Origin of the sequence: Xanthomonas sp. NCPPB 1068 (assembly GCF_041479385.2) — a bacterium.
Lineage (GTDB): Bacteria > Pseudomonadota > Gammaproteobacteria > Xanthomonadales > Xanthomonadaceae > Xanthomonas > Xanthomonas cannabis.
Genome location: NZ_CM192986.1, coordinates 1,254,695 through 1,269,439 on the forward strand (window position 1 = coordinate 1,254,695; position 14,745 = coordinate 1,269,439).

Here is a 14,745-nt window from a genome sequence, read left to right on the forward strand (position 1 = left end):
CGGCAAGTGACTGGCAAGGCTGCATCGGTCACAAAAGTGGCTGGATGACTCTCAGCACGAGCGCATGTCATCGTTGCAGACGTCCCGCCGACTTCTTGAAGTACATCGGCATGTTGCCGACACGACCGAGGTAGTGCCGGCGGGCGGCAGTAATCGGCCTGTGGCATCGATGATGCGGTGCGCCGCATTACGCAACGGTTTACACCGGTATCTCACTTGCTTGCGGCGCAATGCAGTGCGCCGGCTCCCGCACCCGCCGATCAGATGCTAAGCCTGATCCACGCGTGGAAACGCAAGCAGGAAGCGCGCGCCTTCACCCGGCGCCGAAATGACCTCGACAAAACCGCCTGCCTGCCGCACGGCGCTGTAGACCTGCGCCAGGCCCAGGCCGGCGCCGCGGTCTGCACCCTTGGTGGTGAAGTACGCTTCGAACAGCCGTGACTGCACCTGCTGATCCATCCCATGGCCATCATCGGCGACGGCGATGGTGACGTAGGCCCCGGCGGGTTTGGTCAGGCTTGCGTCGGCCTCGGTCACGCGTGCGTAGCCCGTCTCGACACGGATGATGCCGCCGCTGTCACAGGCATCGCGCGCATTGATGACCAGGTTCAAGAGCGCGCGTTCCACCGTGTGTCGGTCGACCATCGCGCAGCATCCGCCCGCATCGCTGTGCAACTGCAGCTGCAGGTCCGCGCCGATCACCTGCTCCAGCAGCGGGTTGAGCTGTTCGGCCAGGGCGGCCAGGTCGACCACTTCGGGGCTGTACGGATATTGGCGCGAAAACCCGACCAGGCGCTGCGCCATGACCGAGCCGTGTTGAAGCGCCGCATCGGCGACGGCGAGCAGCTTGGCATCCTTTGCGTCGATCTGCCCGCGTTGCACCACCAGATCGATCGCCGACGTGGCGGCCTGCAGCACGTTGTTCAGGTCGTGCACCACGCCGGCAAGCAATTGGCCGACTGCCTCGCCTTTCTGCGCCTGCTCGGAAATCTTCTCCGCAGCGCCCTGCGCGGCACGCGCGATGTCCAGGTCGCCTTCGGTGCGCTCGTGCAGGCCGCGCAAGGTATGCAGCTCGGTCGACAGCGAATGCTCGCGCGTGCGTGCCAGCATCAGCGCGCCGGTGGAGAATTCACGCTCTGCCTTCAGGGTGCGGTCCAGCGTGTGGAAGGCCGCCTCCAGTGCCCGGCGGTCAGAGATGTTCTTGCTGACCGCCAGGATGGCTTCGACATTGCCGAACTCGTCGAACAACGGGCTGGTGACCACCTGCCAGGTCTGCCGGACGCCACCGAAATTGACGCAGGTCGCCTCGAACTCGTGCACCGTGCCGTCGATCGATGCTGCCATTGCCGCATCCACCAGGTGCACGGACTCCGCCGGCCATAACTCGCGCCACGGGCGGGAGAGCAACTGGTCCTGGTGGCTGGCGCCAAGGACGGTCAAGCCGTTGACGTTGACTGCCGTGATCCGCCCGTCGAGGTCGATCTCTTTGATGCAGTCTCGCGACAGTGCCACGATCTGCCGATACCGATCTTTCATCGCGGCGGTTGTCTCTCTCGGCTGATTAACGGAATTTTCGCAAACATTGCCGTCGCCGTGCGCAAGAACACGGCATTGCTTCATCCTGCAACAGGGCGCTACGCTGAACCATTCACCGGACTCTAGCGTACTGGTAGATGTCGGGAGCGCTGCGAAGAGGGAGCCAACGGCCGCCAGGTAAGGTCAGAAATGGCGGCAGACCGCCCTGGACAGGCAGCAGCGCTTTTTCTTTGCCAGCATCCCTGCAACAATGGCGGGCGCGTACAGCACTGCGAAAGTGGCGGAATTGGTAGACGCACCAGATTTAGGTTCTGACGCCGCAAGGCGTGGGGGTTCGAGTCCCCCCTTTCGCACCAGTGCAGCTCGGCCGTGAGTGTTCCGGCCGCCGACGCCCATGTAGACCACAGGTTTTTCTCGCCAGGCGTGCCATTGCACGCATCCCGCTGGCAGCGGCCGCCGTTATCGGCGAAACTACAAGGCTCGGCGGCTTTCTCGCCATCCGTCAACCCGCATCTTCCATCTCGTGCCGACGCCGTGCGCTGTCGGTGGCAGGAGTCAACATGCAAGCATCGATCGAATCCACCGGCAATCTGGAACGCCGCCTGACCTTCACCCTGCCGCAGGAGCGCCTGGAGACGCATGTCGGTGGCCGCCTGCGCGAACTTGCGCGGACCACCCGCATCAAGGGCTTTCGTCCCGGCAAGGTGCCGACCAAGGTCATCGAGCAGCGCTTCGGTCAGCAGGTGCGTGCCGAAGCGATGGAAGGCCTGCTGCGGGAGACCTTCGATTCGGCGGTGCGCGAGCACTCGCTGCGCCTGGCCGGCAACCCGCGGATCGACCAGGGCGAGAGCGACTTCGATTTCGTCGCCACCTTCGAAGTGGTGCCGGATTTCGGCGACATCGACGTGAGCCAGCTGTCGGTGGTGCGTCATACCGCCGAAGTGACCGATGCCGATATCGACCAGATGATCGAAAACCTGCGCCTGCAGCGCCGCACCTGGAATCCGGTCGAGCGCGGCGCGCAGGTCGGCGACCTGGTGGCGCTGGAGACCTGGTCGCAGGCCGGCGACGAGCGTCTGCCCGCCGAAGGCGTGGAGACCGGCAGCAGCGTGCTGGGCTCGGGCGTGATGTTCGACCAGATCGAAAAGGGCCTGGAAGGCCTGACCAAGGGTGAAGAAAAGACCCTGACCGTCGATTTTCCTGCCGAATGGCGCGTGCCGCAGCTGGCAGGCAAGACCGTGCAGGTGCACGTCAAGGCGGTCGAGGTCTCCGAGCCGGTGTTGCCGGCAGTGGACAAGGAGTTCATCAAGAGCTTCGGCGTGAAGAGCGGCGATGCCGAGCAGTTCCGCGCCGACATCCGCACCAACCTGGAGCGCGAACTCAAGGGCGCGCTGATGAACCGTCTGCGCCGCGAAGTGGGCGAGCAGCTGATTGCCGCCTACGCGCACGTCGAAATGCCGCCGCGCCTGGTCGAGAACGAAGCGCGTTCGATGCTGGCCCAGCAGGTTGAGCAGGTTCGCCGCAGCGGCCGCGATCCGGGCCAGGTGCCGGACGACGCGCATCAGGGCTTCATGGACGCGGCCGCCAAGCGCGTGCTGGTCGGTCTGCTGGTGGGCGAGGTGGCCCGTCGCAATGAACTGCGTCTGGAATCCAAGCGCGTCAGCGAAACGCTGCGTCTGATCGCCTCGACCTACGAAGAGCCGGAACAGGTCATTGAGATGTACCGCAACGACCCCCAACTGATGGGTGGGCTGCAGAGCCGTGTGATGGAAGAGCAGGTGATCGACTGGATCGCCGAGCGCGCCCAGCACACCGAGCAGCCGCTGTCGTTCCAGGACGCCATTCGGGTCTGAGGCGGTAGCAAGAGAACCGCGCCCTGCCGTCGTCAGGGTGCGGATATCGAACACGGGCGTCGGCACAGGCCGCTGCCACAACAGGAAGACCGATGAGCATTGTGACCAAAGCCCTGAACCTGGTGCCCATGGTGGTCGAGCAGACCAGCCGTGGCGAGCGTGCGTACGACATCTACTCGCGTCTGCTGAAGGAGCGTCTGATCTTCCTGGTCGGTCCCATCGACGACCATATGGCCAACGTCATCGTGGCCCAGCTGCTGTTCCTGGAAGCGGACAACCCGGAAAAGGACATCAGCATCTACATCAATTCGCCCGGCGGCGTGGTCACTGCCGGCATGGCGATCTACGACACCATGCAGTACATCAAGCCGGACGTGAGCACCATCTGCGTCGGTCAGGCGGCCTCGATGGGCGCGCTGCTGCTGGCATCGGGTGCGGCCGGCAAGCGTTACGCGCTGCCGAATTCGCGCGTGATGATCCATCAGCCGCTGGGTGGTTTCCAGGGCCAGGCGACCGACATCGACATCCACGCCCGCGAAATCCTGACCCTGCGTTCGCGCCTGAACGAGATCCTGGCCAAGCACACCGGCCAGTCGCTGGAAACCATCGCGCGCGATACCGAGCGCGACAACTTCAAGAGCGCGGTCGATGCGCAGGCCTATGGTCTGGTCGATCAGGTGCTCGAGCGTCGTCCGGAAGAGTCGATCCAGCCGTCTTGATCGCCAGGTCGCTGAAATTGCAGGAAAAACCGGCAGGGTCGGGTGGGGCGAATGTCCTCCCGACCCTGTGCTATTCTCGAAATCGAACCCCCGTACATCGGGTGGGGTAACTGGGTAACAGAAGCATGAGCGAAGACCGCCAAGGTCGTTCCGGCGACAGCAACAAGATTCTCTACTGCTCGTTCTGCGGTAAGAGTCAGCATGAAGTCCGTAAGCTGATTGCCGGTCCCAGCGTGTTCATCTGCGATGAGTGCGTTGAGCTGTGCAACGACATCATCCGCGAAGAACTCGAAGAGAAGGCGCAGTCGGCACGTTCCAGCCTGCCCAAGCCGCGCGAGATTCTCGAGGTTCTCGATCAATACGTAATCGGGCAGTTGCGCGCCAAGCGCACGCTCGCAGTAGCGGTGTACAACCACTACAAGCGCATCGAGAGCCGCAGCAAGAACGACGACGTCGAGCTGGCGAAGTCCAACATCCTGCTGGTCGGTCCGACCGGGTCGGGCAAGACGCTGCTGGCCGAGACGCTGGCACGCCTGCTCAATGTGCCCTTCACGATCGCCGATGCCACCACGCTGACCGAGGCCGGCTATGTCGGCGAGGACGTGGAAAACATCATCCAGAAGCTGCTGCAGAAGTGCGACTACGACGTCGAGAAGGCGCAGCAGGGCATCGTCTATATCGACGAAATCGACAAGATCTCGCGCAAGAGCGAGAACCCGTCGATCACCCGTGACGTGTCCGGCGAAGGCGTGCAGCAGGCCCTGCTGAAGCTGATCGAAGGCACGGTTGCCTCGGTGCCGCCGCAGGGTGGCCGCAAGCATCCGCAGCAGGAATTCCTGCAGGTCGACACCAAGAACATCCTGTTCATTTGCGGCGGCGCGTTCGCCGGCCTGGACAAGGTGATTCAGCAACGTTCCAACGACGCCGGCGGCATCGGCTTTGGTGCCAAGGTCAAGAGCAGCGAGCGCAAGCAGGAAGTCGGCAAGATCCTGGCAGAGGTCGAGCCGGAAGATCTGATCAAGTTCGGTCTGATCCCCGAGTTCGTCGGCCGCCTGCCGGTGGTTGCAACGCTGGAGGAGCTGGACGAGCCGGCGCTGATCAAGATCCTGACCGAGCCGAAGAACGCCATCACCAAGCAGTTCAAGAAGCTGTTCGACATGGAAGGCGTGGAACTGGAGTTCCGCCCGGATGCCTTGTCCGCGATCGCCAAGAAGGCGCTCAAGCGCAAGACCGGTGCCCGTGGCCTGCGCACCATCGTCGAATCGGTCCTGCTGGACACGATGTACGAGCTGCCCTCGCAGGAAAACGTCAGCAAGGTGGTGGTGGACGAGTCGGTGATCGAGCACAAATCCGAGCCGTATCTGATCTACCAGGCGCAACCGGCCCCGGCCAAGGCCGCGTCCGGCGACTGAGCCCTGCGGCCGCGTTGCCCGGGCCTGGCCCCGCTCGCGGCTAAAGGCTTTCCGAGCGCTACTTGCAACACCTCGCCGATGGCCCCATAACGGGGCCATCGGCTTTTTTGTGCCTCTAAACCCCCATTCCTGCGGAGCGCCCCATGGCCCAGTCCCAATCAGAAGTTCTCGATCTGCCGGTGTTGCCGCTGCGTGACGTGGTGGTATTTCCGCACATGGTGATCCCGCTGTTCGTCGGCCGTGACAAGTCGATGCGCGCGCTGGAAAAAGCCATGGAAGCGGACAAGCGCATCCTGCTGGTAGCGCAGAAGTCGGCCGAAACCGACGACCCGGCGGCCGGCGATCTGTATGCCGTCGGCACCCTGGCGCAGGTGTTGCAGCTGCTCAAATTGCCCGACGGCACCATCAAGGTGCTGGTCGAAGGCCTGTCGCGCGTCACTGTCGACAAGGTCGTCGAGCAGGACGGCGCACTGCAGGGCCAAGGCACCGAGGTCGAAGCCAGCGATGCTCGTGAGCCGCGCGAGGTGGAAGCGATTGCGCGCTCGCTGATGTCGCTGTTCGAGCAGTACGTCAAGACCAACCGCAAGCTGCCGCCGGAACTGCTGCAGACCCTGGCCGGCATCGACGAGCCGGGGCGCCTGGCCGACACCATTGCCGCGCATATCGGCGTGCGCCTGGCCGACAAGCAGCGCCTGCTGGAGATCACCGATATCGGTGAGCGCCTGGAGCTGCTGGTTGGCCTGGTGGACGGCGAAATCGACGTGCAGCAGCTGGAGAAGCGCATTCGCGGCCGCGTCAAGTCGCAGATGGAAAAGAGCCAGCGCGAGTACTACCTCAATGAACAGATGAAGGCGATCCAGAAGGAACTGGGCGACCTGGACGACGCGCCGGGTGAGCTGGAAGAGCTTGCCCGCAAGATCGCCGAGGCGGGCATGCCCAAGCCGGTCGAAACCAAGGCCAAGGCCGAGCTCAACAAGCTCAAGCAGATGTCGCCCATGTCCGCTGAAGCGGCGGTGGTACGCAACTATCTGGACTGGCTGCTGGGCGTGCCGTGGAAGAAGCGCACCAAGGTGCGCAAGGACCTCAAGGTCGCCGAAGACACGCTGGACGCCGACCATTACGGTCTGGACAAGGTCAAGGAGCGCATCCTTGAATACCTGGCTGTGCAGTCGCGCGTGAAGCAGATGAAGGGGCCGATCCTGTGCTTGGTCGGTCCGCCGGGTGTGGGCAAGACCTCGCTCGGGCAGTCGATCGCAAAGGCGACTAACCGCAAGTTCGTGCGCATGAGCCTGGGCGGCATCCGCGACGAGGCCGAGATCCGCGGCCACCGCCGGACCTATGTTGGCTCGATGCCGGGCCGCCTGGTGCAGAACCTCAACAAGGTCGGCAGCAAGAACCCGCTGTTCCTGCTGGACGAGATCGACAAGATGTCGATGGACTTCCGTGGCGATCCGTCGTCGGCATTGCTGGAAGTGCTGGATCCGGAGCAGAACAACTCCTTCAACGACCATTATCTGGAAGTGGATCTGGATCTGTCGGAGGTGATGTTCGTCGCCACCTCCAACTCGCTAAATATCCCGGGCCCGCTGCTGGACCGCATGGAAGTGATCCGCATCCCCGGCTACACCGAGGATGAAAAGCTCAATATCGCCATGCGGTATCTGGTGCCCAAGCAGATCAAGGCCAACGGTTTGAAGCCGGAAGAGATCGAGATCGGTGGCGACGCGATCCAGGATGTCGTGCGCTATTACACGCGCGAATCGGGCGTGCGTAACCTGGAGCGTGAAATCGCCAAGATCTGCCGCAAGGTGGTCAAGGAGATCGCGCTGGCCGGCCCACAGCCGGCAGCCAAGAAAGCCGTGGCCAAGAAGGGTAAGCCAAAGGCGCTGGTGACGGTTGGTTCGAAGAATCTAGACAAGTATCTGGGTGTGCGTCGTTTCGACTTCGGTCGCGCCGAAGAAGAAAACGAGATCGGCTTGGTGACCGGTCTGGCATGGACCGAAGTCGGCGGCGAGTTGCTGCAGGTCGAATCCACGCTGGTGCCGGGCAAGGGCAACCTGATCCTCACCGGTCAGCTTGGCAACGTTATGAAGGAATCGGCATCGGCTGCGTTGTCGGTGGTACGTTCGCGCGCCGAGCGGCTGGGCATCGACGTGGATTTCCTGCAGAAGCAGGACGTGCATGTGCACGTGCCCGACGGTGCCACCCCCAAGGATGGCCCGAGCGCGGGCATTGCGATGGTGACCTCGCTGGTGTCGATCCTGACCAAGGTGCCGATCCGTGCCGATGTGGCGATGACCGGCGAGATCACGCTGCGTGGCCGCGTCTCGGCGATCGGCGGGTTGAAGGAGAAGTTGCTGGCGGCATTGCGCGGCGGTATCCGCACGGTGTTGATCCCGGACGAGAACCGCAAGGATCTTGCCGACATCCCGGCCAACGTCACCCGCGATCTCAACATCGTGCCGGTGAAGTGGATCGACGAAGTGCTGGACCTGGCGTTGGAGCGCCCGCTGGCGCCGAAGAAGGCCGGCAAGGAAAAGGCGCGCAAGACCGCATCGCGCGTTGCCGTCCGCGGTAAGTCGCGCACCACTCCCGGCGCGCGCGTCAAGCACTAACGCGCGCTGTCTAGGACATCCCGAAACAAGCCAAAACCCGCGTCGTTATTGGGTTTTGGCTTGCGTGCTGTTGGGGGCGCTGGTATAAATGCACGACTCGTGGGCGCGGCAAAATGTGATGCGTCACGCGATACCACTTGTGTCGGGTTCTTCGCTAACGGCAAGAGCGCCGATTGTCGATTCCGCGGCATCTGCCGCAAAGGGAGTTTCAAGAATGAATAAAACCGAATTGATCGATGGCGTTGCCGCTGCCGCTGACATCTCCAAGGCTGAAGCTGGCCGTGCTGTCGACGCGGTTGTGAGCGAAATCACCAAGGCGCTGAAGAAGGGCGACGCCGTCACCCTCGTTGGCTTCGGCACCTTCCAGGTCCGCGAGCGCGCTGAGCGTACCGGCCGCAATCCGAAGACGGGCGACAGCATCAAGATCGCCGCTTCGAAGAATCCTGCATTCAAGGCTGGCAAAGCCCTGAAGGATGCAGTAAACTAATCGACTCGCTAGGGTGCTTAGCTCAGCGGTAGAGCGTCTCCCTTACACGGAGAGGGTCGGGGGTTCGAAACCCTCAGCACCCACCACTAAGCACCAGGCAAAGTTTCAAGCGCGGAGCGGTAGTTCAGCTGGTTAGAATGCTGGCCTGTCACGCCGGAGGTCGCGGGTTCGAGTCCCGTCCGCTCCGCCAGTTACACCGAAGCCCCTGAGCGATTGGGGGCTTCGTTTTCTCCACAACATTTGCGCTGCGAATGCGTTGGGGAAGATGTCCAAGTTTAAAGCGGAGCGGTAGTTCAGCTGGTTAGAATGCTGGCCTGTCACGCCGGAGGTCGCGGGTTCGAGTCCCGTCCGCTCCGCCAGTTGTACCCAAGCCCTCGGCCTTGTGCCGGGGGCTTTTTTTATGGTGTCTGTCTCGCGGTGGGTTTGGCGGTTGCGGCGCTGCAGACAAATGGCCTGGGCATGGCGGAGCGGGTGCCATGTCTGTCCTTCTCTCCATCACGTCCAGGGCGCCGCGGCTTCTGCGCCGGGATCCAGTTTATGCATCGCCGCGCTGCGGCAGCGGGCGTCGGGCTGGGTGCTTGGCGTCAGGCGGGTTACACTGCGCGGCTCGCCCACAGGCCGTGATTTGCCAATGCTGCAGAAACTTCGCGACAAGACGTCAGGCTGGATCGCTACCGCCATCCTGGGGTTGCTGATGATTCCGTTCCTGTTCGTCATCGACAACAGCTACCTGGGCGGCATTGGCGCCAACAACGTGGCCAAGGTGCAGGCGCCACCCACGTGGTGGAAATCGGCACCGTCATGGTGGCCGGTCTCGCTGCTGTGGCAGCACCATGAAATCAGCACGCAGGATTTCCGTGCACGCTTCGAGCAGGCGCGCATGCAGGAACGTCAGCGCCAGGGCGAGAATTTCGACCCGCGCACGTTCGAATCCCGCGAGAACAAGCTGCAGGTACTCGACCAGCTGGTCGACGAACAAGTGGTGCGTCTGGGCGCGGAAGATGCCGGCATCGTGATCGGCGATGCGACGGTGCGCGATTACATCACCAACATCCAGGCGTTCCAGGTCGACGGCAAGTTCAGCCCCGACCAGTATCGCGCCGCGCTGGCACAGGGCACGCCGCCGCGCACGCCTGCGCAGTTTGACGCGCTGGTGCGCGACAGCCTGCAGCAGTCGGTGATCCCGCAGGCCGTGGCCGAATCGGGGTTTGCAACCAAGGCCGAATTCGAGCGCCTGCTCAAGCTGATGGGCGAGACGCGCGATGTGGAGTTGGCAATGCTGCCGGCGCCGGCGGCCGATACCGCACCCGTTAGCGATGCGCAGATCAAGCAGTGGTACGACACGCATGCGCAGGACTTCCGTCAGCCCGAGACGGTGACCATCGAATATGTGGAGCTCAATGCCGCCACGATGCCGCCTGCGACGGCAGCCGACGAGGCGACGTTGCGCAAGCGCTATGAGGAAGAGAAGGCGCGCTTCGTCGAGCCGGATCAGCGTCTGGCGTCGCATATCCTGATCAGTGCCGGCAGCGATGCTGCCGCGCAAAAGGCGGCCGAGGCGAAGGCGGCAAAGCTTGCAGCGGAAGCCAAGCAGCCAGGCGCCGATTTTGCGGCACTGGCCAAGGCCAACTCGCAGGACCCCGGTTCCAAGGCTGCCGGTGGCGACCTGGGTTGGGTCGAAAAGGGCACCATGGTCAAGCCATTCGAAGACGCACTGTTTTCGATGAAGGCGGGCGACGTGGTCGGGCCGGTCAAGAGCGAATTCGGTTATCACGTGATCCAGTTGCGTGAGGTCAAGGGTGGCCAGGGCAAGTCGTTCGAGCAGGTGCGTGACCAGCTGGCCGCCGAGCAGCTCAAGGCAGACGCCGACAAGGCATTTGCGGACGTGAGCGGCAAGCTTGTGGATCAGGTCTACAAGAACCCCACCGCGCTGGAGCCTGCGGCCAAGCAGGTCGGCCTGCCGGTGCAGACGCTGGGCCCGTTCTCGCGGACCACGGCCAGCGGCATTGCCGCCAACCCGGCGGTGCTGCGTTCGGCGTTCTCCGAAACGCTGGTGCAGGACGGCACGGTGAGCGACCCGATCACCATCGCGCCCAACCACAGCGTGGTGCTGCGTGTAACCAATCACACCGCCGAACAGGCGTTGCCGTTGGACAAGGTGCGCGACAAGGTGATTGCCGCGGTCCACGCCGATCGCACTGAAAAGGCGGCTGCTGCTGCGGCCGATGCGCTGCTGGCGCGCGTGCAGAAGGGCGAGACCCTGCAGGCACTGGCTGCAAGTGAGAAGCTGCAGGTGCAGCCGATCCCGGGGTTGCCGCGTACCGCGCCGATTCCGACGCCGGCTGCAAACCGCGCAATCTTCAGTGCCCCGCGTCCGACTGCAGGCAAGCCATCGGCAGGGAAGGTGGAGCTCGATGGCGGTCGTTTCGCGGTCTTCGTCATCAGCAAGGCGACGCCGGGCGACCTCAAGCAGATGCCGGCCGAACAGCAGACGATGCTGCGCGAGCAGCTGAGCCAGATCGATGGCAACAATGCCGCCCAGGCCTATGTCAAAGAAATGCGCAAGCGGTACAAGATCCAGATCGAAGAAGCGCAGCTGTAAGGTCGCGCTGTCGGATGGTGTCAGGAACGAGCCCGGGTAACCGGGCTTTTTCTTTGCCTGTCACCGTGCTGTGCGAACAGTCCGAGGGTGCGGTGGTGTGCTTGCCTATGCCAGCGCTTGGCGCATGCAGAATCTGCTGCCTGGATTCGGAAAGACGTTTCCAGACAAGGCCGTTCAGTGGCAATGACGCGCATGGCCCGCGCTCGAGCGGCGTTGCAAGCTATCCAGTGCAGGATTGCCGGGCACGAGCGGCCGGGTCGTTACGCACTGCGCGTAGTGTCGTGGTGGTAGCGGCCCTGGCCGCGAGGGGACTGTTCCCGGGAACGTCCCCCTCGCGGCCAGGGCCGTTTCTGCAAGAGCGTGATGGCTATGGCGGTTGGGGAGTTCGGCACCCGGAATGGTGGGGGCGCCCGACCGGTGCGCCCTCAGGGTGCGTCGTTGAACGACAGCACCATGCCCGGCTTCAATACCGCGCGCTTGTCCAGGCCATTGCTGGCAAGCAGGGTGGCCACGGTGATGCCGTAGCGGCGGGCAATGGCCCAGGCAGATTCGCCGTTGCGAACCGTGTGGGTCCGGGCGGGCGCGCCGGAGGCCTTGGCTATCACAGTACTGGTGGTGGCAGCGGCACCGTTATCCGTTGCCATCATCGGAGTCGTCGAGGCGACGACGGCACCGCTGGATCCGGGCTGCGCGGGCGCTGCCGGAGCCAGGACATGGACGCCCCTGGGGGCCGCGCGCGCTCCTGCCACCGCAGGGTTCAGGCGAGCCAGCAACTGCGGCTCGATGGCACGTTGCCCGGCCCAGGTGTTGAGGCTGGTACCGGCAGGGAGTGCGTGCTCGGTCAATACCGGCACCTGGCGGTCCAGCGAGGTCAGCAACGTACCCTGTTGTTGCGCGTGGTCCAGGACACAGGCCAGCGCATGCAGCTTTTCGACGTAGTCGTAGGTGACCTTGGACATGCCGGGCAGTTGCGACGGGCTGGCATTCTGGGCATTCACCCCGGCGCTGCGCATCGCCTGCAGCACGCGGTACTCGCCGGCGTTGTACGCCATCAGCGCCAGTCGCCAGTCGCCACCGAACATGCCGTACAAGGTCTTGAGATAGCGCACCGCCGCAGTGGTGGAATCCACCGCCGACAGGCGGCCATCGTATTGCGCGCCGACCGGTACATGGTGGTTACGTGCAGTGGTGGCGACAAACTGCCACAGGCCCGCAGGGCCGCTGCCGTTACGTGCACCGGGGCGATAACCGCTCTCGACGAAGGGGATCAGCGCGAATTCCGTCGGCATGTCGGCGGCGCGAAGTTCATCGACGACATAACCGAACAGCGGCAGGACATCCTGTGCATCGTCGGCCAGGCGGGCCGGGGCGCGTGAGAAGTGCTGCTCCCAGCGCGTGTCACTGTGTTCGCTGTCGCAGCCGGGATCGGCGCGGCCGTCCAGGAATGCCGAAAAGATCTCCCGCCCGTTACGCATGCTGGGGGCGGCGGGCGATGCGGTGGGGCCGTCTGCGGGTTTCAGGCGGGCTGCGTCGTTGGACGAGGCCGCCGCCGGTGCAGTGACCGCAAACGCGGCCAGCACTGCCAACACCAACGGCCTCATGCGCGAAATTCGTCTTTCCAGCGCCGAAGTTCGGCGAATACGTCTACTTCGGAGGATACCGCTGCAGTCGCGCGCAGTGTGACTGCGGCGCGGATCTCGGGGCGGTTGGTACGTAAGAACGGATTGGTGGCCAGTTCACTCTTGAGCGAAATCGGCAGGGTAGGACGGGCTGCATGACGCATGGCCTGGGCTTCCTGTTGACGGCGCTGCAAGGCAGCGTTGGTGGGATCGACATGCAGCGCAAAGGCCGCGTTGGCCAGGGTGTATTCGTGGCCACAACACACAAGCGTGTCGCCAGGCAGGGAGGCCAGGCGCTGCAACGAGTCGAACATCTGAGGAGCGGTACCTTCGAACATCCGCCCACAGCCTAGGCTGAACAGGGTATCACCGCTGAACAAGTGGGTGCCCGTTGCAAACGCGATGTGGGTGCGGGTGTGGCCGGGAACCTCCAGCACCTCCAGTGCCGTCCCCAATAGCGCTAGGCGCTCGCCCTGACCAACCCGATGCGCGTTGCCGGGAATGCGCTCGTCGTCAGGCCCGAACACCTCCAGGTCCGGCCAGCGCTGCTGAAGCGTGGCCACGCCGCCGACATGATCGGCGTGATGGTGGGTCAACAGGATGGCCGTGGGCACCACGCCATCGTGCTGTGCGGCGGCGATGACCGGCTCGGCCTGACCGGGGTCGACAATGATGGCGCGGCCATCCGCAGCGACCAGCGCCCAGATGTAATTGTCATCGAATGCGGGCAGGGCGATCAGTCGCATAGAATTGGGACCATGCCTGCCCCGCCATTCTCCCGTCAAGCTGGTGTCTCATCCTGGTTTGATACGGGGGCAGGGCGCGGCCTGCTCCAGTCCGAGCGTCGCCTGGCACTGGAGGCGCTGCAGACGCGTCCCTCCCAGCCGTGGTTGTGGCTGACGCCGACCAAGGATCTGCCACCACGCGAGTCGCTGGATGGGCGCGGGCTGCGCCTGTTCCGCAGTGCGGGGCGGTTCGCCGGCGATGCCCGCTGCACCATGCCGTTCCCGCTGCCAACCGAAAGCCTGCAGGCCATCGTGGTGCAACATGCCGTGGTCGGCGGTGCGGCGGATTTCCTGAGCGAGTGCGAGCGGCTGTTGATGCCGGGTGGCCGGCTGTGGCTGTTTACGCTCAACCCGCTGAGCCCTTACCGGTTTCATTGGGCGCGCCGCGGCCCGGTGGCCTTGCGGCCGGATCGCTGGCGGCTGCTGGCGCAGCGCGCCGGCCTGCATTGCGTGGAAACAGAGCGCTACCTGGGGCCGGTCTGGCGTGTCGGGCGCGGCTCCTCCGATCCTGGCCACGCTCCGTGGCGCGCGGTGTATTTACTTGAAGTGGAAAAGCGCGCCTCGGCACCGATCGCGCCCACACCGATTGCGCTGCCGTCGCGTTGGCCGCAACCGGTGGCCACGATCTGACTGACCTTTGCCTCATTGCAACTCTTGGAACCTGATGAAATCAATTGAAGTGCATACCGACGGCTCCTGCCTCGGCAACCCCGGGCCGGGTGGCTGGGCAGCGCTGCTGCGTTACAACGGCCGCGAAAAGGAACTGGCCGGCGGCGAAGCGGTGTCCACCAACAATCGGATGGAGCTGATGGCGGCGATCATGGCCCTGGAAACGTTGACCGAGCCATGCCAGATCGTGCTGCATACCGATTCGCAATACGTGCGCCAGGGCATTACCGAATGGATGTCCGGCTGGGTGCGCCGCGGATGGAAAACTGCCGGCGGCGATCCGGTCAAGAACCGCGAGTTGTGGGAGCGGCTGCACGCGGCAACCCAGCGCCATCGCATCGATTGGCGCTGGGTGAAGGGGCACAATGGCGACCCGGACAATGAGCGCGTCGACGTGCTCGCCCGCAACCAGGCCATCGCCCAGCGCGGTGGCGCTGCAACTGCGTAA

At 64.0% G+C, this 14,745-nt stretch carries 11 protein-coding genes and 4 tRNA genes; 12 read left to right on the forward strand and 3 right to left on the reverse strand.

Features of this window, described 5'->3' with window-relative positions; translation table 11 throughout:
* Positions 1-267: 267 nt before the first annotated feature.
* Positions 268-1,536 (reverse strand): two-component system sensor histidine kinase NtrB, encoded by a 1,269-nt coding sequence (locus ACCQ12_RS05395; protein ID WP_372383100.1) that lies wholly within the window; start codon positions 1,534-1,536, stop codon positions 268-270.
* Between the two features lie 271 nt (positions 1,537-1,807).
* Here ACCQ12_RS05395 and ACCQ12_RS05400 point away from each other — a divergent pair.
* The 10 genes from ACCQ12_RS05400 (at position 1,808) to ACCQ12_RS05445 (ending at position 11,224) form a co-directional block, all read left to right on the forward strand.
* Positions 1,808-1,892, forward strand: a tRNA-Leu gene (locus ACCQ12_RS05400).
* A gap of 204 nt (positions 1,893-2,096) precedes the next feature.
* Positions 2,097-3,389, forward strand: a complete 1,293-nt coding sequence (gene tig, locus ACCQ12_RS05405) for a trigger factor (protein ID WP_372383101.1) — start codon at positions 2,097-2,099, stop codon at positions 3,387-3,389.
* Positions 3,390-3,481: 92 nt separating this feature from the next.
* Positions 3,482-4,108, forward strand: a complete 627-nt coding sequence (gene clpP, locus ACCQ12_RS05410; protein WP_002806026.1) for an ATP-dependent Clp endopeptidase proteolytic subunit ClpP — start codon at positions 3,482-3,484, stop codon at positions 4,106-4,108.
* A 125-nt stretch (positions 4,109-4,233) separates the two neighbouring features.
* On the forward strand, positions 4,234-5,520 hold the full coding sequence (clpX, locus tag ACCQ12_RS05415) for an ATP-dependent Clp protease ATP-binding subunit ClpX (RefSeq protein ID WP_003483788.1): 1,287 nt from the start codon (positions 4,234-4,236) through the stop codon (positions 5,518-5,520).
* A 143-nt stretch (positions 5,521-5,663) separates the two neighbouring features.
* Positions 5,664-8,135, forward strand: a complete 2,472-nt coding sequence (gene lon, locus ACCQ12_RS05420) for an endopeptidase La (protein WP_372383102.1) — start codon at positions 5,664-5,666, stop codon at positions 8,133-8,135.
* Between the two features lie 214 nt (positions 8,136-8,349).
* A complete protein-coding gene (gene hbs / locus ACCQ12_RS05425) occupies positions 8,350-8,622 on the forward strand; it encodes a non-specific DNA-binding protein Hbs (RefSeq protein WP_002806049.1) in 273 nt (90 codons plus the stop codon).
* Positions 8,623-8,633: 11 nt separating this feature from the next.
* Positions 8,634-8,708 (forward strand) — tRNA-Val (locus ACCQ12_RS05430).
* A gap of 27 nt (positions 8,709-8,735) precedes the next feature.
* A tRNA-Asp gene (locus ACCQ12_RS05435) sits at positions 8,736-8,812 on the forward strand.
* Positions 8,813-8,904: 92 nt separating this feature from the next.
* Positions 8,905-8,981 (forward strand) — tRNA-Asp (locus tag ACCQ12_RS05440).
* Between the two features lie 272 nt (positions 8,982-9,253).
* Positions 9,254-11,224 carry a peptidyl-prolyl cis-trans isomerase gene (locus ACCQ12_RS05445; protein ID WP_047695407.1) on the forward strand — a complete coding sequence of 657 codons (1,971 nt, stop codon included), beginning with the start codon at positions 9,254-9,256 and terminating at the stop codon, positions 11,222-11,224.
* A 425-nt stretch (positions 11,225-11,649) separates the two neighbouring features.
* Here ACCQ12_RS05445 and ACCQ12_RS05450 read toward each other — a convergent pair whose 3' ends face one another.
* Complete coding sequence (locus ACCQ12_RS05450; RefSeq protein ID WP_372383103.1) at positions 11,650-12,825, reverse strand: transglycosylase SLT domain-containing protein; 1,176 nt, start codon at positions 12,823-12,825, stop codon at positions 11,650-11,652.
* Entirely contained in the window at positions 12,822-13,589 is a 768-nt protein-coding gene (gene gloB / locus ACCQ12_RS05455; RefSeq protein ID WP_372383104.1) for a hydroxyacylglutathione hydrolase, read from the reverse strand. Before gloB ends, ACCQ12_RS05450 begins: the two co-directional genes overlap by 4 nt.
* A 12-nt stretch (positions 13,590-13,601) precedes the next feature.
* Between gloB and ACCQ12_RS05460 the strand changes: the two genes are divergently transcribed.
* Complete coding sequence (locus tag ACCQ12_RS05460; protein WP_372383105.1) at positions 13,602-14,258, forward strand: hypothetical protein; 657 nt, start codon at positions 13,602-13,604, stop codon at positions 14,256-14,258.
* Between the two features lie 34 nt (positions 14,259-14,292).
* The gene (gene rnhA, locus ACCQ12_RS05465) at positions 14,293-14,745 is read left to right on the forward strand and encodes a ribonuclease HI (protein WP_047695411.1); all 453 of its coding nucleotides are present in this window, start codon (positions 14,293-14,295) and stop codon (positions 14,743-14,745) included.